This is a genomic window from Xanthomonas sp. NCPPB 3218, assembly GCF_056725185.1.
In genome coordinates this window covers 703,691-725,194 of record NZ_CM161516.1, presented here as the reverse complement: position 1 = coordinate 725,194, position 21,504 = coordinate 703,691, and the positions used below count along the sequence as shown (strand labels likewise).

Here is a 21,504-nt window from a genome sequence, read left to right as displayed (position 1 = left end):
TCCTGCCGCAGCCATTGCATGTACGATCCGGCCAGGGGAGGAGTCGCGGTCAGACAAGGAGTTCGCCATGCAAGGGATCCACTCCAAACGTGCCATCGCCTATACGCAGGTGAGGCGCGCACTGCAATCCGGCCGCTATCGACCCGGTCAGCGCATCGATCCGACAACGCTGGCTGCCGAGTTCAAGGTCAGCCCCACGCCGGTACACCTTGCGTTGCATCGCCTGGTCGGCGAAGGCCTGGTCATCGATCACGCACGCTATGGCTTGCAGGTGCCGCTGCTCACCGAGGTCGCGCTGCGGGATCTTTACGACTGGATGGACCGCCTGCTGCGGATGGCCTGCGATATCGGCGTTGCACCGACACCGCACGCCGCTGGCGATTTGGAGCCCACCACTGCGCCTGCGGACGTGGTCAAGCAGACCTGGAAGCTCTTCGACGCCATCGCCCATGCCACGGCGCATTGGTCGCTGCATCATGCCGTCAGGCAGACCAACGACCGGTTGGCACCGGTGCGACATGCCAAACATGGCCTGCTCGACTCTCTCGAAGAAGAACTGGCAGAGCTCACGCTGCACTGGCAGCAGCGCAACCTTGCCGCGTTGCAGACAGCGTTGCATGCCTATCACGTACGCCGCATCCAGGCCGTGCCGCGCATCGTGGCGGTCATGAATGAGCGCATCAACCAGGCTTCCAGCTTCGGCGACTGAGTGTCGTCAGCGCAGCACATCGCGGGATCTGCATGCTGTGCTTGCGAGCTGCCTGTGACGTGCGCCTGATGTGGCGTGAAAGGTGCGATGCGACACCACCAGCCAGATTTGCGCGGCCATCTTCGATGACGGTCACACAGTGCATTTAATTATGACGGTGTTACGACTTAATCATTTGAAAATCAATACACCTGTTTCCTAACGTATCTGCGTCATGGATTCCCATGACACAACCAGGAGACAGCGATGAACATCAATGACACCACCTACAGCGATGCATCCAGCGAGATCACGGTGCTTGGCGTTGCCAGCACCGACACCAAAGGCGGCCCGCTCGCTGGCGAAGAAATCGGCGGCTTCAACGTGCCTGGCATTTCCGAAGAGTGAACCCGAGGCGTGCCTGAGTGCACGCCTCTCCCACCAGGAGTAGAGACCATGGACACCAGCAACAACGACGCGCACACCACGACGTTTGGTCAGGATCTCATCGTGCTTGGGATCGCAAGCCTGGACACGCAGGGCGGGCCACTGGCAGGCGAAGAAATGGGTGGCAGCACCACGCTGGGCATCAGCCAGGACTAGGCGCTGCCAACGCGCGGCGGTCGCCACTCGGCTGTACATGCCGGTGAGCAACTTCCCAGGTCACGGGGCGCACTGCAACGGTGCGCCCCTTCTCTCTCAAGGACAGCGCCATGCACCGCTACACATTGCGCAACGACCTAGCGTTCTGCCGCATCGGCGAGCGCCTGGTGTTCCTGGATGTCGGCAACGACCGCTACTTCCGCCTGCCCCATGCACTGGAGCACTCCCTGCTCGCCTACCTGGCGCATGACCCGGTGTCGGACCTGGAGATCAACGACCTTGTCGAACGGGGCTTGCTGGTGGAGCGGTCGCAAGCGACCGCCGGCCCGCAGCTTCCCGTCATGCCTGTTTTGCGTAGCGCGATGGAAATGCCTGTACCGGCGCGACGACCACAGCTGCTTGAAAAGCTCGAGGTGCTGGCACTTGTGCTGTCCACACGCCTGGCATTGAAGCGCACCCCGCTTGGCAGGGTACTTGGCAGCCTCTCCGCTGGAGCACAGCGTCGGGGGATGCAGCAACGCTCGCTCGCCGGACTCGAGCAACGGCTCACCGATGCAGCGTCCACCTTCCAGCGAGCACGCGTGTGGGTGCCGGTCGAGATGCGCTGCCTGCTCGATTCAGTCGCATTGGCAAGATTCCTGCGTAGGCGCCAGCTCGACGCCCAGCTTGTCTTCGGAGTCGCACTCGATCCGTTTTCGGCCCATTGCTGGGTACAGACAGGCGATCTGGTCCTGAACGACACGGTCGGCAACGTCCACGCGCATACCCCCATCCGGGTGGTGTGATGTACCGCTACATCGCCTTGTTCAACCATGCGCAGGTGCACCGCGATGGCGAAGGCGCCGGCGTCGATGCGTCGTTGCGCCAGATCGGGTTACAGCTACGGCAACGCGCTGGGCACATCGACCTGTATGCCTCAGACGACACGCCCGTGCTCGACCTGCCTGGTGGTGGCGCACTGATCGGCCATGTCTTTTCGCAGCGCGACAACGCCCCATTGCTGGACGGCGCATCGCTGCATGCGTTGTCCGCAGCACAGCGGACGCGGCACCTGATCGAGACGCACTGGGGCGAGTACCTGCTGTTGCATGCACCGCGCGCGGACCCGAGCGCCATCACCGTCATGCGCGAGCCTTCCGGCGGCGTGGCATGCGTTTACGCGCTACAGCATGGCTTCATCACTTCAGACATTTCGATCGCCACGCATGCCGGTGTGTACACGCGTGAGATCGACTGGGACTCCATCGCCCATCATCTGCACTACCCGCACCTCAAGACCGAGCGCACCGGGCTTGTCGGCATACGCGAATTGCTGCCGGGCAGCCAGCTGTGTCTGCAGTCCAACCGCAGCCGTGTCGAGCAAGTCTGGAACCCCTGGGATTTCGTCGCAGCCTCTCGGCGCCGGCACGACCCACTCGACGCACGGGCACAGCTGCGTCAGGCGGTCGCCTCCAGCGTCACGTGTTGGGCGCGGACCGATGTGTCCGTGCTGCTGGAACTCTCTGGCGGCCTGGACTCCTCCATCCTGGCTGCATGCCTGAAAGACACCACCGCGCGCGTGGCGTGCTGCAATCTGGTCACGCCGGTGCCTGGCGCCGACGAGCGGCACTATGCCCGGCAGATGAGCGATCTGTTGGGCACCGAGCTGATCGTGCGCACCCTGGGGTTCGACGCTGCACCGGTCGATTTCGCACCGCCGGCACATGCGGTCGCGCCCAGCACCTGGTTTCTGCAGCATGCCTCCAATGCGCTGAAAGAAGCGATCGGCACGCAGCTGGCCATCACCAGTTTCTTTTCCGGCGGCGGTGGCGACACCGTGTTCTGCAACACCAGAACCGCCGCGCCCGCCGCAGACGCCTTCCGTGCAGGCGGCCTGCGCGCCGGCTTCAGCGCAGTCCATGCACTTGCCGAACTGCACCAGTGCACGCTGTGGAAAGCAGGCAGGTTGACGATCAAGAAACTCCTCGCCAAGGCCGGACCGCCACGCAAGCCGGAGCGATCGTTCCTGCCAGGCACGCAGGCTGAGATTCCATTGCAATCGCATCCCTGGTTCGATGCCCCACCCGACAGCCTGCCCGGCGACCGCGAACGTATCGTCGATCTGGCCGGCACCCAGGTGTTCCGTGATGGACTGGCGCGCAGTGCATCGTGGCACCTGCGCATGCCGCTGCTCTCGCAACCGGTGGTGGAGGCCTGCCTGACAGTGCCGAGCTGGATGTGGATCGCTGGCGGCCGCAATCGCGCCGTCGCACGCGATGCGTTTGCGGATGTGCTGCCTGCGCAGATCCTGCATCGCCGCAGCAAAGGCACCTTCATGAACTACTCCGGCGCGGTCTATCGTCGGGGCAGGCAGCAGATCCGCGATTATCTGCTGCAGGGTCGGCTTGCAGGCCAGGGGCTGCTGGACGCCGATGCCCTGCGCCACCATTTCGACCACACAGTGGCCGACGGCGACCACAGCGTCATGCGCATCTTCGACCTGTGTGCGGTCGAGAACTGGGTCCGTCATCAGCGCTGAGGTTGCCTGCACTGCGTAGGTGCGTGGCGCAGCTGCCAACGTGCCAAGCGTCAGCTGCGCCACACACGCTAGTCGCCACGCGACGGCAGTGCCGCCTTGATTGCGCGCCAGCGCGCATACTGCGCGGCCTTTTCCGGCGCAGCGTCCTGGTAGTCCTGCAACCAGAAGCGGAACCAATCAACGTTGCGCGCATATACGGCCAACTTGTGCTGCGGCTGGAACTTCTGGTGCGGCTCGTTCGCAAACACGTACAACTCGGCGCGTTGCGCACGCAGCAGGGGAATCAGATAATCCAGCGCGTACAGATACTCCTGCTCGGAATGCTGGAACAGGATCGGCGCGCGAATCCGCTCCAGCTTGAACGCCGGCGACAACACTTTCCATCGCTCGGGTGTCTGCTCCGGTGCACCCAGGCCCCACATGTCGCGCAGCCCCTTGAGGAAGGGCTCGCCCTTCATGCTGCCGAACAGGTAGTACGACGGCGACACCACCGGGTTGGCTACCGAAGCGGCGGCCAGCAGGTTCGACTCAGTGGCCGTCCACATGGTCACCGCACCGCCGAAGCTCAGCCCGCCCATGCCCACCCGCGTGCGATCGATGCCGGCCTGTGACGACAACAGCGCCACCGCGCTTTCCACCGCCGCCAGCCCTTCGCCGTGCCGTTCCACCGCATCCATGGTGTAGCCGGGCAGCTGATTGATGCACAGCGCTGCGATGCCGACCTGCGCCAACGCGGCGAGCGGCCACTCATCGCCCACGCCACCGCGTACGAAGCCAGGGCAGCTGTAGTAGGTGACGAACAACGGCGGCTTGCCCGCGCCGGTACCGTGTGCCGCGAAGAACTGCCCGCTGTAGCGCCGCCCACGTGCATCGCTCCACTGCAACAGCCGTGCAGGCGTTGCACGCGCCATGTCCGCTGCAAGCTCCGCATTTGGATCGAACAGCACCTGCCGCGTGCCATCGTCCAGGCCGATACGTTCCAGACGCGGCGGGCGATCGGCTTCGGCTGTCACGCACACCAGCGCAACGGCCGAGGCACCGCAGCGTGCCGCCGGGTCACGCCCGCCATTGATCAAACCGCGCCCCTGCACCACCAACCGCACCTGCCCGGTGGCCGGATTCCAGCGCTGGATGGATTGCGCCAGGCCCAATGCAGGATCGGTGATGGTGAAGAGCACCTCCGCATTCCCCGGGCGCCACTGCACTGCACTGATTGCCTTGTCCACGCAGGCCGCCGCGGTGCAGCGCACGGCCTTGCGGGCGTGTGCACCGGGCAGGACTGACAGCGCCACCTGCGGACGGAATAGCTGGCCCTTGCCATCACCCACACGCGACAACACCGCCACCGCACCACCGGGCGCAGGCACGGACTGCCACACGTCACCGTCGACACCGTGCGTACTGACGGGCGATTCCTCCGCGGGCGCCTGCGCAGCGGCGAGTGGCCGCGTGGTTGCCGTCGCCAGGTCCAGCGCCACCCAATGCTCCTGCACATCCGCCGACAAGCCGGTGCGATCAAACCACACCGTGCCGAAACGCTGCGTCGCCAGGCGTCCTTGCACATTGCCCGAGCGGAACAGGCCCTGCCCGAGCGGCACCGTCTCGTCGATCCGGATGCCCTGCGCATACTCGTCCTGTTCGGCCGCCATGACCTGCGCGCGCGTGGCACCGACGCGGTAACGCAGCACCCGCCCATCCGCGTCCAGCGAAAACTCCTGCACGTCGGCCGCATCGTGGGTCACCGCTTGCGCGCCGGAACCGTCCGCCGCCGCACGCCACACCGCAATCACGTCATCGATCAACGCGCGGTAGTACAGCCAGCGCCCATCCGGCGACCACAGCACCTTTGCAGGCAAGGACCCGCCTGCCGAATCGCGCAAGGGCACGCCGCCATCGGCAATGCGTCTGGGCGCAGCGTCCTGCAGGCCCTGCACGTACCAGACGCTGTCGTAGGTATTGCGCTGCACCGCTGCCTGCTCGGTGCGAAAGGCCACGCTGCGGCCATCCGGCGACAGCGTGGGGCTGCCGATATCCACCACCTCCAGCAATCGCTGGGACGATACCGTTTGCGCGTGTCCCACGCATGCACCTGCCGCCATCAGCACGCCTGCAAGCAGCAGGCGCCATGGTTTGTGATTCCTCACACACACACTCCTCTCAGCAACGCTCAAGGACCATCGCCAATACATCGGCTGCAGCAGGCAGCCCACGCATCACCAGTGCTTGGACACCGACACGCTCACGAAGCGACCAATCGCCGAATAGTTGGTGGAGTCGTACGGCGCCACGTACAGCGGCGAGGTCACCCGATACAACGGCGGATCGCGATCGAAGGCGTTGTCCACCGACGCACCGAACTCCAGCCCCGCCCACGCATCGCCGCGTGCGCCGGTGGCGTAGCGCAACGCCATATCGAATGTGGTGAACGATGCCGACTCCACCCCGTCGGCGCGGTTGCGCACCCCGCCGCGGTAGTTGCCGAACAGCGAGGCGGTAAGCCCGCCCTGCTTCCACACCGCGCCCACGCGGCTGCTCAGCTTGGGCGGGTTGAACAGCGTGCCGGACAGATCGAACGTCGGTTGCGCGGGCAACGTCTGCTGCGTGCTGTCCAGCCAGCTCGCCGAGCCGCGCAAGGTCAGCGTGCCGCGCGCCAACGCCACCTGGTAGCTACCGCTCAGGTCCAGACCCTCGATGTCCTGCTGCGCCACGTTGGCGTACTGCGTGTAGATGATTGCCGCCACCCGGCTTGGGTCGTAGGCGACGCCGGCAAAGTTGGAGAACCGGCTGGCGAGCGCGATCACATCGGCCTGCGCCTGCGGCGTCGGCGTGCGGTCCACGAAGGGTGCGTAGATCGGATTGCGCAACGCCTGGCTGGCATTGGCGATCGGCTGCAACACGCGGTTGCTGTAGTCCACCCCGAACCAGGTCAGCTCCGCCTCCAGGCCATCCAACGCCTCGGGGTGCCAGGCCAGCGAGACCAAGCGGGTGATGGCGCGCTCCGGCTGCAGATCCTGATTGCCGCCATCGGCCACCAGCACCGTCGTGCCAGCGGGAAAGCCTACCCCGCCGAACGCGCCCGGCTGGAACAGCCACGCCTCCTGCGCGTAGTTGCGCTCGAACAGCGTGGGCGCCTTGAACGACTTGCCCCACGAGGCCTTGAGCGTCACATCGCTGCCAGGCGCATACAGCACACCGAACTTGGGCGTCGTCACCCCGCCGAAGCTGCTGTAGTCCTCCCCGCGCACCGCCGCTGTCAGCGTCAGTCGCTGCACACCGGGCACGCCCTGCGCCGGGCCCACCACCGGCAGGTTCAGCTCCGCATAGGCAAAGCGCGCGCTTTCGCTGCCGTCGATCGTCTCCACGCCACTGACGTGGTTGACGTTGCGGAACGTGTTGCTGCGATACCCCACCCCGGTGGCCAGGCGCGCATCGCCTGCCGGCAGCGCGACCAGCGGCCCTTCGGCGCCCAGCTCGTAACTGCGACTGTCGTTGCAATAGCACAGGTCGGTCACGCTCACCGCACCGCTGGCCAGCGCCGTTTCCTGACGGTATTGATCGTGCTTGCTGTTGCCGTCGGTGGCGCCCAATGTCAGCGTCCAGTCGTTGGGCAACCACGCCACAAGGCTCGGTGACAGCAGCAGGCTGGTGGTGGTCGGAGTGACCCGGCTGTTGCGGCCACTGACAGCGTAAAAATGCAGTTGGTCGCGTTCAGTGCGTAACGCATCCAGGCGCAATTCGGCGTTGTCGCCCAGCGCCTGGTAGGCACTCAGCAGCCCGCTGCGCAGGTCGCTGCCCGGATACAGCGTGGACGGGTCGGTGAGTTGAGTGGTGTAACTACGCTGACGGCTGTAGATGGGGTCTGCGGACGCGTCCTGATAGGTCGCGATCACTCCACCACTGCGCCAGGTGGTGCCGGCCGTAACGCTGTATTGCCGCGAGGTGAGCCCGCCTTGCGTGGCCCGCCCGAAGCGCGTGCCAACGCTCACCCCGTCGTAGTCGCGCTTGAGGATCACATTACCGACGCCACCCACCGCGTCCGACCCATAGATTGCCGACGCACCGTCGGCCACGATCTCCAGCCGCTCCACTGCCTCCACCGGGATCGCGCTGAGGTCCACCGCCTGGGTGAATCCACCATAGGCCAGCCGGCGCCCATTGAGCAGGGTGAGCGTGGCATCGGCGCCCAGCCCGCGCAGGTTGAGGCTCGCGCCGCCGGTCATGTTCTGGTTCGCATTGCCGGCCCCGGCCAGATTGCCGCTCAGCACGCCCGGGTTCTGTCCACCGGAGAAGTTCTGCGGCACGCTGCGGATCACCTCGCCCAGATCGCTGAAATCCTCTTCATGGATGTGCGCCGCGCTGATCGAAATCACCGGCGACGGAACTGCACCGCCCTTGATGCGCGTGCCGGTGACTTCGATGGACTCCAACTCGGTCGCGGCGGTTTGTGCCGGCGCGGCCGCCGCACTCGCAGTCTCCGGCGAGCCGGGCCTGGGCGGCTCGCCTGCGTTCGGTGCCACGGCTGCCGGCGTTTTCTGCGCCGCTGCCGGAGCTTGCGTCGCCCCCTGCGCTGTCGCTGCCCGTGCCCCCACCGCACCTGCCGCCCCGCTCGCCACGGCTAGCAGGGCGATGGAAATGGCGTTGCGTAACGTGCGTGTCTTCATGCTGCGTCCTTTGGCTTGCCTGGGTTAGCCCGCCGACGGCGCACTCCGGGTCGACCCGGCGCGCATCGCCAGCTGAGCAAGATCGGTCCTGCACCCGACTGCTGAAACGCGGGCACCGCAGCGCGGCGAGCAGCGACCAGTATCACTAACTGTTTGATTTTCGAGCAATCATTGCGCACGCAAAATGGCTCGGCACCCATCCGGGCCCGACACGTCATCGCTGTGTATGCAATTGCCCTTTCCCCACTACCTGCTACGCGTCCACTACGCCTGCATCGCCATCACCAGAGCATGCCGGCCGTGGCTGCGTGCACAGGCGCATCACCGCGCTGCGCATCCGCTTCCACCGCTGGGGTTTGCACGCGTTTCACCGCCGTGCGTTGCTGCGCCGCAAGGTTGTGCAGCGACAGCAGCGAGACCACCGCCACTGCCAGTCTGCTGCGTGCATGATCAAAACCGACACCGCTCCCCGATACTGCCCGTCGTGCTTGCATGTGCATCCTTCGCGTCCTGGGCGCGGCACCATCGCCATTGCGTCCCCCGACAACAAGTGATGTTGCGCAAGCGCAATGCCCTACCAGTAACGTGTGCAATATGCAGGCAGCGCTGCAACAGAGCGCACATTCAACGGCTTCTGCAACACGCAGTGCGGTTTGCTGAGTGCCGAGCGCTGAGTGCGCGCTACTGCACCAGCAGGTGATGCACCGCGTAGCCGATCGCGGCAACCAGCATCGCTGCCAGCAACAGCCAGGGCCAGCGACGCCGCCGGGCAGAGGCCGGCGTCAGCAGTTCCAGATCGCGTGCAGTGGCGGCCTGCAACTCGGGATCATCCAGCACTGCCGACGCGTGTTCGTCCACGTCGAGCAACTGCTGGTAGGCCGCACGATGGCGCGGATCGGCAGCCAGCCACGCCTCGCGCGCAGCGCGCTCGGCAGCAGTCTCGCTGCCGCGTCGAACGAGATAGGCGGCCGCCTGCGCGTGGATGCGCCCGGAGCACGCATGGCTGGTGACTCCCGACGGGCCGTCTGCTGCGCCCCCGCGCACGATGCTACCAGCATCTTCCGGCGGCGCCAGCCAGCCGCTTTGCAGCCCGGTTACTGCGGCAACTCCCCTACCGCCGCGCGGCACGCCAGCAGCGCACGGCTGATGTGCTTCTCCACCATCTTGGTGGAGATCCCCATCTTCGCGGCGATCTGCGGATAGGTGAGCCCGTCGAACCGGCTGAGCTTGAACGCAAGCCGGCACTTCGGCGGCAGCTCGAGCAAGGTGCGCTTGAGCAGCACATCGAGTGTCTGGCGCGCATCGGCAATCTCGTCCACGCCGGCCTCGTCGGCGCTGATCGGTGCAACCTGGTCCAGCGACACGTGCTGCGCCGCCAGCCGCCGCTGACGCGAGCGCCGCTGCTCGATCACCAGGTTGTGCGCGATGCGGTACATCAGCAGCCGGCGGTCGCCGATGTTGGGCGCATCGCGGTACACCATCATCCGCGAGAAGGTCTCCTGCGCCAGGTCTGCAGCGGTCTCGGCATCGCGCGTACGGCGGCGCAGGTACACCAACAGCTCGGCATGCAATGCGGCCAATGCCTGGTCGAACTCGGCGCGGAGACGGTCCCTCTCGGCGAGCGACGGCTGCCCGCGCGCCATGGGCGGCCCGTCACGCGAGCTCATCGTGATCGCCGCGCCTTCGGCCAAGTGCCGCTGCCCACCAACTTCCCCACGCATCCTGCGACACGACGCACCAGCGCAACGCGCGCGCGAGGGTCATGCAAGTGGATCTGAACATGAGCAGTGCAGCCGAAAGATGGAGAGTGGGTGGTGGGCGCCGCACCCCGAACCGCAGCCCCACCTCTTCCTCTATGACGGCAAGCGATGCTAACCCCCTACGTCTTGCGCGTCAGTCAGCCTCCGTCCACATCAACACACACGTGCTGCACACCTCAACCCTGTCACTTGCACCGGCGATACTGCATGACCGATTCGCCGTCAGAAATCACCAGATGCTTGCCCTTTCCAGATACGGGTCATCCGTTCTTCCAGCTGGTGCGAGATCCGACGTGGCGGACACGATCCAGACGTGAGGTTTGTAAGCAACAAGGCCGATTGCTACCGACGTCGTTCGGCACTCGTACGACGCATCGTCCGCCAAGTCTGGTTTCATCAACACCAAAGCCGTCACTCCATCCTTTGGCAAACGGGCCAGAAGCGCGGAATCGGTGTTCATTGCCCTTCATGAACTGAACTACCTGCCCGGTGCCACCCCCGCTACCCCGTGTTGTAGGGGCGCCGATCGGTGCTCGCGATAAGACTCATCGCGCTCCCCCTCCTCGCTAGCAAGTGCGCTGCACCAGAGACGCATCTTCAGCCGTCGGTTGAAATGGTCACCTTTTCCCAATCGGCGATGGACGCTGCGAACGCAGCCAGCTTGGCTCGCACCAGCGTCAACGCATCGCTCCCCAGAAGCAAATGCGCCGGCGGATTTTCCGCGGCAATCACCTTCAGCATCGCGCGTGCTGCCTTCACCGGGTCGCCTGGCTGCTTGCCACTCTTTTCCGCGCGGGCCTGGCGGATGGGATCAAAGATGGCGTCGTAATCCGCGATGGATCGCGGCGCCCGCTGCATCGAACGCCCCGCCCAATCGGTGCGAAACGAACCCGGCGCCACCGCTGTCACCGCGATGCCTAGCGGACCAACTTCCTTGCCCAGCGTCTCGGAGATGCCTTCCAGCGCGAATTTGCTGCCGCAGTAGTATCCGATGCCGGGCATGGTGATGTGGCCGCCCATCGAGGTGATGTTGAGGATGTGGCCGCGGCGGCGCTGGCGCATGTACGGCAACACGGCCTTCATCATGGCGACGGCGCCGAATACGTTGACATCGAACTGGCGGCGCATCTCCTCGAGAGGCGACTCCTCCATGATGCCTTCGTGGCCGTAGCCAGCGTTGTTTACGAGGACGTCGACCGGGCCGACATTCTCCTCCACTTCGGCGATGACGCCGTCGATGGCGGCGAAGTCGGTGACGTCGAGGAGGCGGCCATGAACCTTCCCGGGAGCGAGGTCTTCAAAGACGCGTTTCGCCGCCGCGTTGCGAACGGTACCGATGACCACGTGGCCCTGGGCGACGGCTTGCCGGGCCAGGGCACGGCCCAAACCGCTACTGACACCGGTGATGAGGAGGGTCTTCGGGTTGCCCATGGGTGCTCCGTTGGTTGGTCTTGGAATGCATAATCCGCCACCATTGCCAGGTCGATAAGTCACAATTGGCTTTTCTTCTTGCCTATTCCTATGGATGCTCCGAAGGCTCGCACGCTCAAACTTCTGCGCGAACTGGCACCCAACGAGGGCTATAACCTCACGGCGGTGCCGAGCGTCCGCATCCTCCGCTCCGACCGGGCGCTTGCCCGCACGCCCGTGCTTTACGACCCTGGCATCGTCATCGTGTGCCAGGGCCGCAAACGTGGCTACTTCGGCGACCAGCTCTACCTTTACGACGCGGACCAGTACCTCGCCGTCTCGGTGCCCGTGCCTTTCACGATGGAAACGGACGCCACGCCGGCCCACCCCCTGCTGGCCCTCTACCTCCATCTCGACTTCCCGCTCGCCGCGGAAGTGGCGGAACAGATCGACCGCAAAGGCCAGGCCGACACTCTGCAGCCACCGCAGAGCATGATGTCCACGCCCGTGGACGACGCCATGCGCGATTCGGTCCTGCGCTTCCTCGAGGCCATGCAGAAGCCACTGGATGCCGCCGTCCTCGGCCCGGGACTGCTACGCGAGCTCTATTTCCGCGTATTGACGGGCGCGCAGGGCAGCGCCATGCGTAGTGCACTGGCCATGCGCGGCCAGTTCGGTCGCATCAGCCAGGCGCTACGTTTGATTCACGCCTCATATCCGCAGCCCCTGGACGTGGCGCGACTGGCGAGCGAAGCAGGCATGAGCGCGCCCAGCTTCCAGAGCCACTTCAAGGCGATCACGCAGGTCTCGCCCATGCAGTACGTGAAGTCGACGCGGCTGCACCAGGCGCGGTTGTTGATGGTGCGGCAATCGCTGACGGCGGAAGCGGCGAGCCATGCGGTGGGGTACACCAGCCCATCGCAGTTCAGTCGTGAGTTCCGGCGGTTGTTTGGTGCCACGCCGGCGGCCGAGGCGCGGAGGATGCGGGAGACGTTTGCAATTCCCGAGGCATTTGCGGATGCGGTGTACGTCTCTTCGCACTAGCTAAGGGAACCGAGGCAATTAAACCGCATGGCTCTTTCCGCTTGGAGGAGCGCGGAGACCACATGTTGCCGGCCTGCGCACGCGCGGTATTTCAGCAGCGCTACGACCGCAAGGACTATCAAGCAGCGTTCTCTACACTGTCTCCCGTCCTGACGCAGTGCGGGCAGGCGCCGGGATGGGACGAGGAGGGAAATATGCGCAACGACGTGGCAATCGTCCAAGACAAGACTGCCCAGTACGCGCCATGCCTGGAAACGCTGCGCTAACGGGGTCAGGTTCACTTCCTAGCCAAATTTCAGGCTACGGCCTCAGCTTTCGGGAGGGTTTCCTCGCTATCAGCACCAACGCCGGGCTGCGAGTCTTGTGCCATGGCCAGACTTCCATGCATCGACTTTTCCGGCATCCCGCCGCACATCGTGCAGCGCGGGAACAACCGTTGCCCTGCTTTCTGGATGATGGCGATCGATTGCGCTATCTGCACCTGATGCATGAGGCCCTGCGCGCCACAGGCTGCCAGTTGCACGCTTACGTCTTGATGGACAACCATGTGCACTTGCTAGTCACGCCACCTGATGCGGGACGGATCGGGCAACTGATCCAGCGGCTTGGACGAAACTACGTCGCAGCATTCGTCTTCATCTGCAGCAGCAGCGAGCCCTGGGCCACGACGCCTTCCGCGCAATGGTCGAAGCCAAGACCCACCGCTTTGCCGGCGTCAGGCCCGCTCATCGCCCACGCAGACCGAACACCGCCGACTGATAAGTTAACCTGACCCCGTTATTGGCTGAGATGAAAAGTGCGCAGCAGCGCACGAACAGGCAGCGGATCCGCGCCGGGCGGCACGGCTCCCGCCCGCGACCTTTCCCGCTCACGCGGTCGCCCGGACCACTGGCATGATGATGCCCGCACGTTGAGCACTGACGTACAGGAGGCACGGATGTCACAACACGCTATCGAGGAGTTCATCGAACGCTGCGTCCAGCTGGTCGATCGCGGCAGCTTGAGTCGCACGCACAAGGCAGCGCTCATGCGTAGCCTGCTTGGGCTGCAGGCGCGTTACGACACCGGCCTGACCTGGTTCCGCGTGCACACCGAGCTCCTGCGCAATGGCGTGCTGGTGCGTACGGCGGTCGAGGAGATCGACGATGCGACCCTGCGCGCGCAGGCCCTGGCCGCCGAAGCGCCCGGTTGGCTGGAGGATGCACAGGGCGAGGTCTATCTGCAATGGCAAGACCAGGCACGCGTGGTCTACCGCCGACCAGACACCGGCCACACGCTACCGCTGGCAGAAGTGTTCGGGGACGTTCTCGATCTCGCCCACCAGGCCGATGACAGCGCGTTATTCACCGATTGCTACGGCCTGTTGGTCAACGGCTGGCTGGACGAGACCTTCGACGCTGCCGACGGTATCGCCCCCACCCTGGACGGCCTGATCGCTTCCGACACCTTGCGCGCCATCCGTGCGCTGGCCGCACTCCGCGCGCTCAAGCCTCGCCGTGGCGCGCCCGAGGACCTGGCCGTGCCGCGGCTGGCCGACAGCGGCACCTCCGGTGAGATCGAGCGCGAGATGGGTCTGCGGTTTTTCCTGCAGCCCAAGCGCACGCCTGCGGCGTTACGCACTGCGCGTGACAAGGCCACACGTCAGCAGGTGCGTCTGCGCGAGCTGCTCCCGCAACTGGTGGAGCAACACCTGGGCACATCGCTGCGCGCTGCTGGCTGGTCTGCTGTCACGGTTGAAGCGAGCCATCGTTGGCAATGGATCCGCGACCACGACGGCAGCCGTCAGTGTCTGTGGGCCAGCTATGACCCGACCCTGGGCGAGCTGATGGTCCAGGCGGGGCTGCAGCATGCCCGCCTGCTGGCCTGGCAGCAGCGCGCGGCGACCACGCAGCTGCATGACCTGCATTGCGTGGCTGATGCGGCCACCTTCTTGGGCAAGCAGGTCATGGACAGCGCGGACGTGGGCGACTACGGCGGCTGGGCACTGAATCCAGCCCACAGCGACGCCGTGCTGAGCGCTGCCCTGGCCCGTCTGGCGACGGCACTGCCCGCACTGGATGTGCACTTTTTCAGGCGCATCACCGATCAGCTGGCCGGCCCCTGGTTCCAACGCTCCGCCGACACCTGGCTGCAGCTGCTGGAACACGGCGACGACAACGGCGTGGTGCCGCCCGAGGTGATATTCGCCAGCCCGGACAGCGTGCTGCTGGTATTCGTGTTCTTCCACCTGGAGTGCGGCGAACAGACACGTGCCAACGCACATGTCGAACAGTTGCGCCAGCGGCTGGCCGCACGCGCCCGTCCAACTGTCTGGCATCGCCAATGGCTGGCGCCATTTCTGCAGCAGTGGGAGCACGGGGCAGGCACTGCGCCCATGCCACCGCTGCTGCACCCGCTGCTGCTCGATCACCTGCGCGCAAACGATGGCGCCTGATTGCCCCACCACGCCGCCGATACGCGGCTGGCGCGACTCAGGCGTGTGTACGGAGGCCTTGCTTGCGACATCTTGCTGCCGCAAGCCGCGGCGCCGCGCAGGCAACGCGGTGCCGCATTCCAAGGCCTTGTCCGCCTGCAATGCCGGCAGCGCACAGGCATCGCGCACAGCCCCTCAATAGCGTAGCGCCTCCGCTGTGGGTGCCACCGGCGCAAACCGCGCCTTGCTGAAGTCATGCAGCAGCCGAGCCGCCTGCTCACCCTGCTCGGAATAGCGCCGGAAATTGCTTTTGCACAATCGATACAGGCAGCCGCCCCGCGCGAACACCAGGTCGCCGCCATCCCAGTCGGCCCAGTCGGTGCCGGGCAGGTCCACCAGCACGGCGCCGTCGCGATCCAGCACGCGATGATCCAGCGCATACCACGCATCGTTCTGGCGCCCCACGGCATGCAACAGCGATTGCAGCCGACGCCCGCCACTGCCGTCCTTCTCCCACACGCGTGGGCGCGTGAAGCCGTAGAGCACGCCGCTTCGCAAACCGCCACGTTCGCCCTCACCGCCGTCGAGCGTTCGCCAGCCAGCGCGCTGCCGCAGCATGCTGTCGATCGGCTCGTCTTCGCCACCGCCGGACCATTGCCCGAACGGCCGCACCGTCATCCCGTGCTTCAGACCGAAGCCGGTCGGCAGCGGAAATGGCTCGCGGCCTGCCTGCGGGCGATGATTCAACAGCAAGGTCTGCTCGTCCTCAAACGCACCACCGCCACCCCACGCATCCCCCTTGGGCCAGAGCGCCAGCGCGGTGAAGAACGGTGGGCGCGACAGCGCTGTCCAGGTTCCGAAATCGCCCTTGTGCTTGGCCGCGAAATACACCAACAGGCGGCCCGACGGCGACAGGTCGCAACGCCGCTCGTAGATGCGGCCCTTGAACCACTGCCCGTGCTCGAACGTGTCCGTGCGCAAGTCCCAGCGGATCAGCTGTACCTGCTTGCTGGGCCCACGCCGGAAGATCACCCCGGTGCGTGCGTCCCGCGCCAGCAGGACATACAGCCGTGTGGCTGGGGTGAACCTGTCTTCCATCTGCGATGTCGATTGCATCTGCATCCTCCGTGGATTGACGCTGCTCCCGCACCGATGCAGTCCAGCCACATCTGGCTGCAGGCAGCACGTATCGCAGCCGCCGCACGGTGTCGTGCCGATTATCGAGCCCAGGCAACAGAGCGCAAGGTCTGCGCTGCAGGCATTCCAGCGTCGCGCCCTGGTGTGTCGCGTACACGTTGCCTGCCGCCGGGCACCGATTGCCTCGCGGGTTATCCTTTGCCCCGCACGCAGCTGTCTCTTACGCCTTCTGCGAGGAACCGCACCTGAGCAAGGTCACCCGTCGTCAGTTTCTCGAAGCCGGCCTCGTCGCCCTGGCGACAGCGGGCGTGCTCGGCGCCTGCACCACGCAGGACAGCGCCCTGCAGACGCGCTGGACGCACTGGCAGGCGAAATGGCGCTGGATGGAAGCCATCGCCCGCAAGCGCCGTTGGCAGGTGACGCCGCTACGGATCGCCCCGCCTGCGACAGAACGCCAGCTGCTATCGCTCGAACGCCGTCACCGCCTGCCGATCCCCGCCCAACTGCGTCGCGTCCTGCGCGAGCTGTCGGCGGAGGTGAGCTTCGGCTGGTACGTGCCCTCGCATCTGCGCGCGATGGAACAGCAAGACCTGCCGTCGATGAGCTGCAATCGCGACACGGTGTGGAGCCTGACGCACATCGATACGATGGCCCTGCCCGTCTTCCTGGACTGGAAGCAGGAGCTGGCCACGCGCGATCTGTCCGAGGCACCCAACAGTCCTGCACTGTGGGAACACCAGTTCGCTTTCTACAACCTCATCAACGGCGACTGGCTGACCATCGACACCACGCATGCGGATCCGGCCAGGCAACCGGTACGCTATTTCTCGCACGAACTGGAGATGCTGCACGGCCTGGCGCTGGCGCCGGACTTCTTCAGCTTCATCAGCCAGATGTCGGCGCTAGGCATGGCCGGCACCGAATGGGCCTCGTGGATGCGCTTCGGCAACGGCCAGAAAGACGACACCTTCTACCTGGATGCCGGCAACCAGGGCTCAAAGGCGTGGCTGGCCTGGCTGCAACGCGACCCGGCGCAACCCGACCCCGATACGCCGCCGCTGCCGATCGTGGAGCGCAGCGCTGCCGATCGCGCATTGCTGGACGCCGCACGCGCCAATTCACTCGTCGGCGTCGAGGCCGCATTGCTGGCAGGCGCCGTCCCCGACTGCACGCCGGACAACGACTGGCTGATGGAACACACCGCATCCGACCAGGAGTTTTCCACCGCCATCCATTACGCCACCCGGCACGACAACACGGCGATGATCGAGCGCCTGCTCAAGGCCGGCGCAACGCTCAATACACGGCTGCTGCCGCTCAATACCGCGGTCAAACACGGCACGCTAGCCACCGTGCGCTGGCTCATCGCGCACGGCGCACGCGTCAACGGCTGGGCCAATCAGCGCTACTGGCCGCTGCACGACCTGGTGGTCACCCGCGGGCCGATCGCCGCAATGACGCGCGCGCACTACCGCCAGCACCTGATCGACAGCATCAGCATCGGCAGCCTCGACTCACTGGATGGCATGATCGCCCAAGCCAAGGACGCACAGACCCGCGCGCGCTATCGCGCCGCCAAGCGCGCCCTGCAGCAGGCCAGCGAGGAGGCGGTGAAAGACGTCGACAGCAAGCTGCGCAACCACCTCAGCCTGCAGGACTATCTGGACATGCTGGAAGCGCTGCTGGACGCCGGCGCCGACCCGGACGCACGCTGGGACAACGGCACCACCATGCTCGGCTGGGGCGGCGTGGCCACCGCAAGCGTGCTGCTGGCACACGGCGCCGATCCCAACGCACGCGACATCCACGGCACCACGCCGCTGCACACCGCCAGCACCGGCGAAAAGGTGCGCGTGCTGGTCGCCGGCGGCGCCGACATCAACGCGCAGGCCATCGCACAGAACACCGACGACTCGCAGCACTACACACCGCTGCAGTCGGCGCTGCTCTCCCACACGCTCGATGGCGACAGCCCCATCACCGCGCTGCTGGAACTGGGCGCAGACGCCACCCGCACCGACGCCGATGGCCGTTCGTCGCTGGCCTATTGCTTCCAGCCGGACCTGGTGCGCCTGATCATGAGCAAGGGGCTGGACCCGCTGGCCCTGCAACCGGGCCAGCAAACCCTGCTGCATACCTCACCGCCCGTCACTGGCTCCCGCGCCACACGTTCCCGAAGGAAGTGGCCTTTCTCGATTTTCTGCTGAGCCTGGGGATCGACATCAACGCGCGCGACGCCAGGGGCCGCACCCTGCTGCACTACGCCGCCGAACAGGAAAGCAACGATGAGAGCGCGCCCAACTACGCCCTCGTCCTGGCCCGGGGTGCCGACAAAACCATCAAGGACAACGATGGCAAGCGCGCCGTCGACCTGTTTGCCGCCTCGTTGCAGACGGTGCGGGCGGCATTGCGGTGAGCGTCATGCGCTGACCATTACCGGAGCCAGACATCACGCATCAGCATGCGCGCGCCGGCCTTCCCTTGATGACTCAGCCGTCGAAGGCAGCACGTCGGCAGTACCTACCACCAACCTCCCACTGGGCCGCCTAGCGTCCAGGCGCAGATGCTTGTTGTGTCGCCTGCGATTGCGCTTGGTCGTAGGCCTGGACGGCATTGTGCTGATCGGCGGTGTAAACACTCTGCCGCATATCAGGTGCCGGAGTGTTCGCGTCTACCTGCGCACGAAATCCTGGCGTCTTGCCAGACACGAAGATGTGGTCGTCACGTAGGACGGCGCCTGCGAGCTGGTCGACCCGTTCCACACCCGCCTGCTTTGCGGCAATCATGACCTCGGCCACCTTGGTGTCGGACACCGATGCAGGCAGCTGCCCACGCAGCGTATTGAAATACGCACGATCCGGATGCGTGTCTGGGAACCTGTCATGCGCCTGGTCCTGCAGGCGCGATACATCCTTGTTGATCCGGTCAACATCGCCGCTGGTCACAAGATCACGCTGAGGATCTCCCTGGGGCCGCGCCAGGCGTGGATCGTCGGGAAATAGCTGCCTGAGCCGCGGGTCGTTCAAACCGGTCGCCAGATCGCCCTGGCGCAGCGCAGCGTAGGCCTGTCGCGCCAGCTCATCCTGCCCGGAGGTCTGATCGCCAAGCCGGCGACCGGCTTCGTTGTTCCATAGATCCATGCGATGTTCGTAGGGATCATTTGGATGGGCTGGCCCAATCTCGGCATCATCCCCGAACCTGCGTGCGATCCATTGCTGACCTAACGCAAGCTGGGTGACACGGCCGCTGGTATACGCATGCCGAAAGGCATCGAGCTCGTCGTTGTGCCCCTGCGATTGGAAGGTGCCATCGGGACGCTTTGCCAAGGTGATGCCGCTCAGATGTTCGTAGTGCCGATAGGCTTCCTGCTCAATCTCACGCTTGGCACCCTTTGGATCAGTGACATCAACCATGGCCTAGCCTCCCTGCGCTGCCTTCTGAAACTCGATAGGCCCTTGATAGCCCGGATACTTCTTCTTGATCAGGATGCGATCGGATGGCGTGACACAGCTGTCCTCCAGTGAATTGGCAACATGTGCCTCATCCACGAAGAACTCTTCATAGGGCAACGGCAGCACAGATGTCTCTCCGTCGCGATCGAACTTCAGCAACAGGCTGTCATCGCGCTCGAAGCACAGCGTCTTCCAAGGGAAATCGGTCAGCTTGCCGGCTTCAACCACCGCCGAGTCCTTGCCGGCCAGCAGCGTCACAACATGCTCGGAAAACTGTTCCTTTGAAATCGGTGGCTCATTCATGGCGCATCCTGCAAAGGTGGCAACAACCACTGCGGCCGATGCCGAAAAGTAATGAGGGAAGATAGCGAATGGCATACAGCGCGGCCCCTTCCAGCGGTAAAGCGATGTTTTACCAGAAGCACAAAGCACACGCATCCTTGCAGGAATAGCGACGCCCCCTTCTAGCGAATTCCGGCCCACGCCTGCCAAGAAATTCCTGGAGATTTCGATCAGACAATTACATTGGATTTGAGTAGTCGCCCATCTGATTACAGCTCTGTAAAGGTGGATCAACGACACAATAGACAAGTCAGTTGCACTCAGTGACAGCAATACCGACGACATGGAATATCTCAGCGCGCTATTGATGGTCCTGTCTGAGTAACAGCTTGCTGCGACTGCTCCAGCGCCTGCTGCTGTTCACGCGCCTGGGCCTGAGTCTGGTTGATTGCCTGCAGGCGATCGAACGACTGGTTCTCTGGTGCCTGCACGGCGTCCACCGTCGGCATGTGTGCGCGCTGGTGTGCCGGGTCGTTGAGGGCGCCCTGGACGACAAAGACCTTCTCGCCACCGGCCAGCTGACCTGTTGGGTTGTTGAGCACTACATGATCCACCCGCGACAACCCTTCCTCTTTTGCCAGCGCAAGCAGGCTGGCAGTCATGCGCTGGCTTGCCCCGTCCCACTCTTTGCCGTGCTGGGCATCGAGCTGCATCACACCACTTTTGATCTGCTGGTACAGCGTGTGGTCCGCATGGCCTGGCTGTGAGGGCAACAACGGGGTCTTCGGTGGTGTCAAGGGTGATTCAGTGCCAAGTCCACCCTGCTTCACATCAGAAGAAGCGATATCACTAACGGCTCCGGGCTCCGGCCGCCCTTGTTTAAGCTTCCAGGGGACAATGTGTTTGTCGTAGTAATCGCCATAATATTGCTCGTATGTCTTACTTGGCCCAACCGAAGGTTGTTCCGTCTTGAATATCTGGGCGATCTGATTCAACGCCGCATTGCGAGTGATGTGGCCTGCCATTTGTTGATCGGCAATTGCTTCGTACTGCTGCGGCCTATTTCCGCTACCAGCGATACCAATATCTGGCCCTTGATTATTCAAAATCTCACGCCGAACCAGTGCGTTACTGAGCGTTGCTGCAGCTTCGCCGCGGAGCATGTTACTCACATAAGCTTGTTTGGACGAATAATCAGGAGGCTCGGCGAACCGATGATGACCAATCTCATGCGAGAGCGATGCGGCGAGTCGCCCGCCCTTGCCGATCGCATTCTGGTCAATCACGATCTCCTTGTCAGGCACTATGTAAGTGCCGCCGCCTGCATTACCCCACACAACGCCTATGCCATCACGCTTGAGCTGAGATAAGCCTGCTTGTAGCGTAGGTGACTGAGCAAGAAACGGAGTAAGTGCGGGGTCTTTCAGCGGTGAGGTGGGCGGTGCGCCGGCAGATGATGCACCCACCTGCTTAGGTTGCGGAATTTTTGATTCTTCATTGCCTTCCATCGCATTTCCTTTGCTTGAGCAACTAAGC

General features: G+C 64.6%; 22 protein-coding genes. 11 read left to right on the top strand and 11 right to left on the bottom strand.

Going from position 1 to position 21,504, the window contains the following annotated elements:
- Positions 1–67 precede the first annotated feature (67 nt).
- From AC1PLS_RS03185 to AC1PLS_RS03165, 5 genes are all read left to right on the top strand, one after another.
- Positions 68–709 (top strand): GntR family transcriptional regulator, encoded by a 642-nt coding sequence (locus AC1PLS_RS03185; RefSeq protein WP_481104200.1) that lies wholly within the window; start codon positions 68–70, stop codon positions 707–709.
- Between the two features lie 246 nt (positions 710–955).
- Entirely contained in the window at positions 956–1,096 is a 141-nt protein-coding gene (locus AC1PLS_RS03180) for a lasso peptide xanthomonin 1 (RefSeq protein ID WP_104538648.1), read from the top strand.
- 48 nt (positions 1,097–1,144) lie between these two features.
- Positions 1,145–1,291 (top strand): benenodin family lasso peptide, encoded by a 147-nt coding sequence (locus tag AC1PLS_RS03175; RefSeq protein ID WP_016903880.1) that lies wholly within the window; start codon positions 1,145–1,147, stop codon positions 1,289–1,291.
- A gap of 110 nt (positions 1,292–1,401) precedes the next feature.
- Positions 1,402–2,076 (top strand): lasso peptide biosynthesis B2 protein, encoded by a 675-nt coding sequence (locus AC1PLS_RS03170; protein ID WP_481104199.1) that lies wholly within the window; start codon positions 1,402–1,404, stop codon positions 2,074–2,076.
- On the top strand, positions 2,076–3,809 hold the full coding sequence (locus tag AC1PLS_RS03165) for a lasso peptide isopeptide bond-forming cyclase (RefSeq protein WP_481104198.1): 1,734 nt from the start codon (positions 2,076–2,078) through the stop codon (positions 3,807–3,809). The genes AC1PLS_RS03170 and AC1PLS_RS03165 overlap by 1 nt, the downstream gene beginning before the upstream one ends.
- A gap of 68 nt (positions 3,810–3,877) precedes the next feature.
- Here the strand turns inward: AC1PLS_RS03165 and AC1PLS_RS03160 are convergent, their stop codons facing one another.
- From AC1PLS_RS03160 to AC1PLS_RS03135, 6 genes are all read right to left on the bottom strand, one after another.
- Positions 3,878–5,890: an Atxe2 family lasso peptide isopeptidase gene (locus AC1PLS_RS03160; RefSeq protein ID WP_481104197.1), complete on the bottom strand. Its 2,013-nt coding sequence runs from the start codon at positions 5,888–5,890 to the stop codon at positions 3,878–3,880.
- A gap of 132 nt (positions 5,891–6,022) precedes the next feature.
- Positions 6,023–8,470, bottom strand: coding sequence for a TonB-dependent receptor plug domain-containing protein (locus tag AC1PLS_RS03155; protein WP_481104196.1), 2,448 nt, complete (start codon positions 8,468–8,470; stop codon positions 6,023–6,025).
- A gap of 681 nt (positions 8,471–9,151) precedes the next feature.
- Entirely contained in the window at positions 9,152–9,514 is a 363-nt protein-coding gene (locus AC1PLS_RS03150; RefSeq protein WP_481104195.1) for a DUF4880 domain-containing protein, read from the bottom strand.
- A gap of 50 nt (positions 9,515–9,564) precedes the next feature.
- A complete protein-coding gene (locus AC1PLS_RS03145; RefSeq protein WP_226426886.1) occupies positions 9,565–10,137 on the bottom strand; it encodes an RNA polymerase sigma factor in 573 nt (190 codons plus the stop codon).
- 322 nt (positions 10,138–10,459) lie between these two features.
- Positions 10,460–10,690: a hypothetical protein gene (locus tag AC1PLS_RS03140; RefSeq protein WP_126965214.1), complete on the bottom strand. Its 231-nt coding sequence runs from the start codon at positions 10,688–10,690 to the stop codon at positions 10,460–10,462.
- A 137-nt stretch (positions 10,691–10,827) separates the two neighbouring features.
- Positions 10,828–11,661 carry an oxidoreductase gene (locus tag AC1PLS_RS03135; protein ID WP_481104194.1) on the bottom strand — a complete coding sequence of 278 codons (834 nt, stop codon included), beginning with the start codon at positions 11,659–11,661 and terminating at the stop codon, positions 10,828–10,830.
- A gap of 90 nt (positions 11,662–11,751) precedes the next feature.
- Between AC1PLS_RS03135 and AC1PLS_RS03130 the strand changes: the two genes are divergently transcribed.
- A complete protein-coding gene (locus tag AC1PLS_RS03130; protein WP_104576627.1) occupies positions 11,752–12,684 on the top strand; it encodes an AraC family transcriptional regulator in 933 nt (310 codons plus the stop codon).
- Positions 12,685–12,746: 62 nt separating this feature from the next.
- Positions 12,747–12,950 carry a hypothetical protein gene (locus AC1PLS_RS03125; RefSeq protein WP_167708364.1) on the top strand — a complete coding sequence of 68 codons (204 nt, stop codon included), beginning with the start codon at positions 12,747–12,749 and terminating at the stop codon, positions 12,948–12,950.
- Between the two features lie 29 nt (positions 12,951–12,979).
- Here AC1PLS_RS03125 and AC1PLS_RS03120 read toward each other — a convergent pair whose 3' ends face one another.
- The gene (locus AC1PLS_RS03120) at positions 12,980–13,207 is read right to left on the bottom strand and encodes a hypothetical protein (protein WP_481104532.1); all 228 of its coding nucleotides are present in this window, start codon (positions 13,205–13,207) and stop codon (positions 12,980–12,982) included.
- On the opposite strand from AC1PLS_RS03120, the gene AC1PLS_RS03115 reads away from it, so the two are divergent.
- A complete protein-coding gene (locus AC1PLS_RS03115) occupies positions 13,169–13,456 on the top strand; it encodes a transposase (protein ID WP_481104473.1) in 288 nt (95 codons plus the stop codon). The two genes, AC1PLS_RS03120 and AC1PLS_RS03115, sit on opposite strands and share 39 nt — an antisense overlap.
- Before the next feature lie 165 nt (positions 13,457–13,621).
- Positions 13,622–15,118 carry a hypothetical protein gene (locus AC1PLS_RS03110; protein WP_481104193.1) on the top strand — a complete coding sequence of 499 codons (1,497 nt, stop codon included), beginning with the start codon at positions 13,622–13,624 and terminating at the stop codon, positions 15,116–15,118.
- A 174-nt stretch (positions 15,119–15,292) separates the two neighbouring features.
- Here the strand turns inward: AC1PLS_RS03110 and AC1PLS_RS03105 are convergent, their stop codons facing one another.
- Positions 15,293–16,213, bottom strand: a complete 921-nt coding sequence (locus AC1PLS_RS03105; protein WP_449368059.1) for a hypothetical protein — start codon at positions 16,211–16,213, stop codon at positions 15,293–15,295.
- A gap of 329 nt (positions 16,214–16,542) precedes the next feature.
- Here AC1PLS_RS03105 and AC1PLS_RS03100 point away from each other — a divergent pair, with 329 nt between their 5' ends.
- Positions 16,543–18,441, top strand: a complete 1,899-nt coding sequence (locus tag AC1PLS_RS03100; RefSeq protein ID WP_481104192.1) for an ankyrin repeat domain-containing protein — start codon at positions 16,543–16,545, stop codon at positions 18,439–18,441.
- On the top strand, positions 18,417–18,650 hold the full coding sequence (locus AC1PLS_RS03095; protein ID WP_481104191.1) for an ankyrin repeat domain-containing protein: 234 nt from the start codon (positions 18,417–18,419) through the stop codon (positions 18,648–18,650). The genes AC1PLS_RS03100 and AC1PLS_RS03095 overlap by 25 nt, the downstream gene beginning before the upstream one ends.
- A gap of 130 nt (positions 18,651–18,780) precedes the next feature.
- On the opposite strand, the gene AC1PLS_RS03090 is transcribed toward AC1PLS_RS03095, so the two are convergent.
- The 3 genes from AC1PLS_RS03090 to AC1PLS_RS03080 all read right to left on the bottom strand — a co-directional run bounded on the left by AC1PLS_RS03090 (position 18,781) and on the right by AC1PLS_RS03080 (position 21,476).
- Positions 18,781–19,647 (bottom strand): DUF6973 domain-containing protein, encoded by an 867-nt coding sequence (locus AC1PLS_RS03090; RefSeq protein WP_184432248.1) that lies wholly within the window; start codon positions 19,645–19,647, stop codon positions 18,781–18,783.
- A gap of 3 nt (positions 19,648–19,650) precedes the next feature.
- Complete coding sequence (locus AC1PLS_RS03085) at positions 19,651–19,989, bottom strand: hypothetical protein (RefSeq protein ID WP_184432251.1); 339 nt, start codon at positions 19,987–19,989, stop codon at positions 19,651–19,653.
- A gap of 332 nt (positions 19,990–20,321) precedes the next feature.
- Positions 20,322–21,476: an XVIPCD domain-containing protein gene (locus AC1PLS_RS03080; protein WP_260300060.1), complete on the bottom strand. Its 1,155-nt coding sequence runs from the start codon at positions 21,474–21,476 to the stop codon at positions 20,322–20,324.
- Between the last annotated feature and the right edge of the window lie 28 nt (positions 21,477–21,504).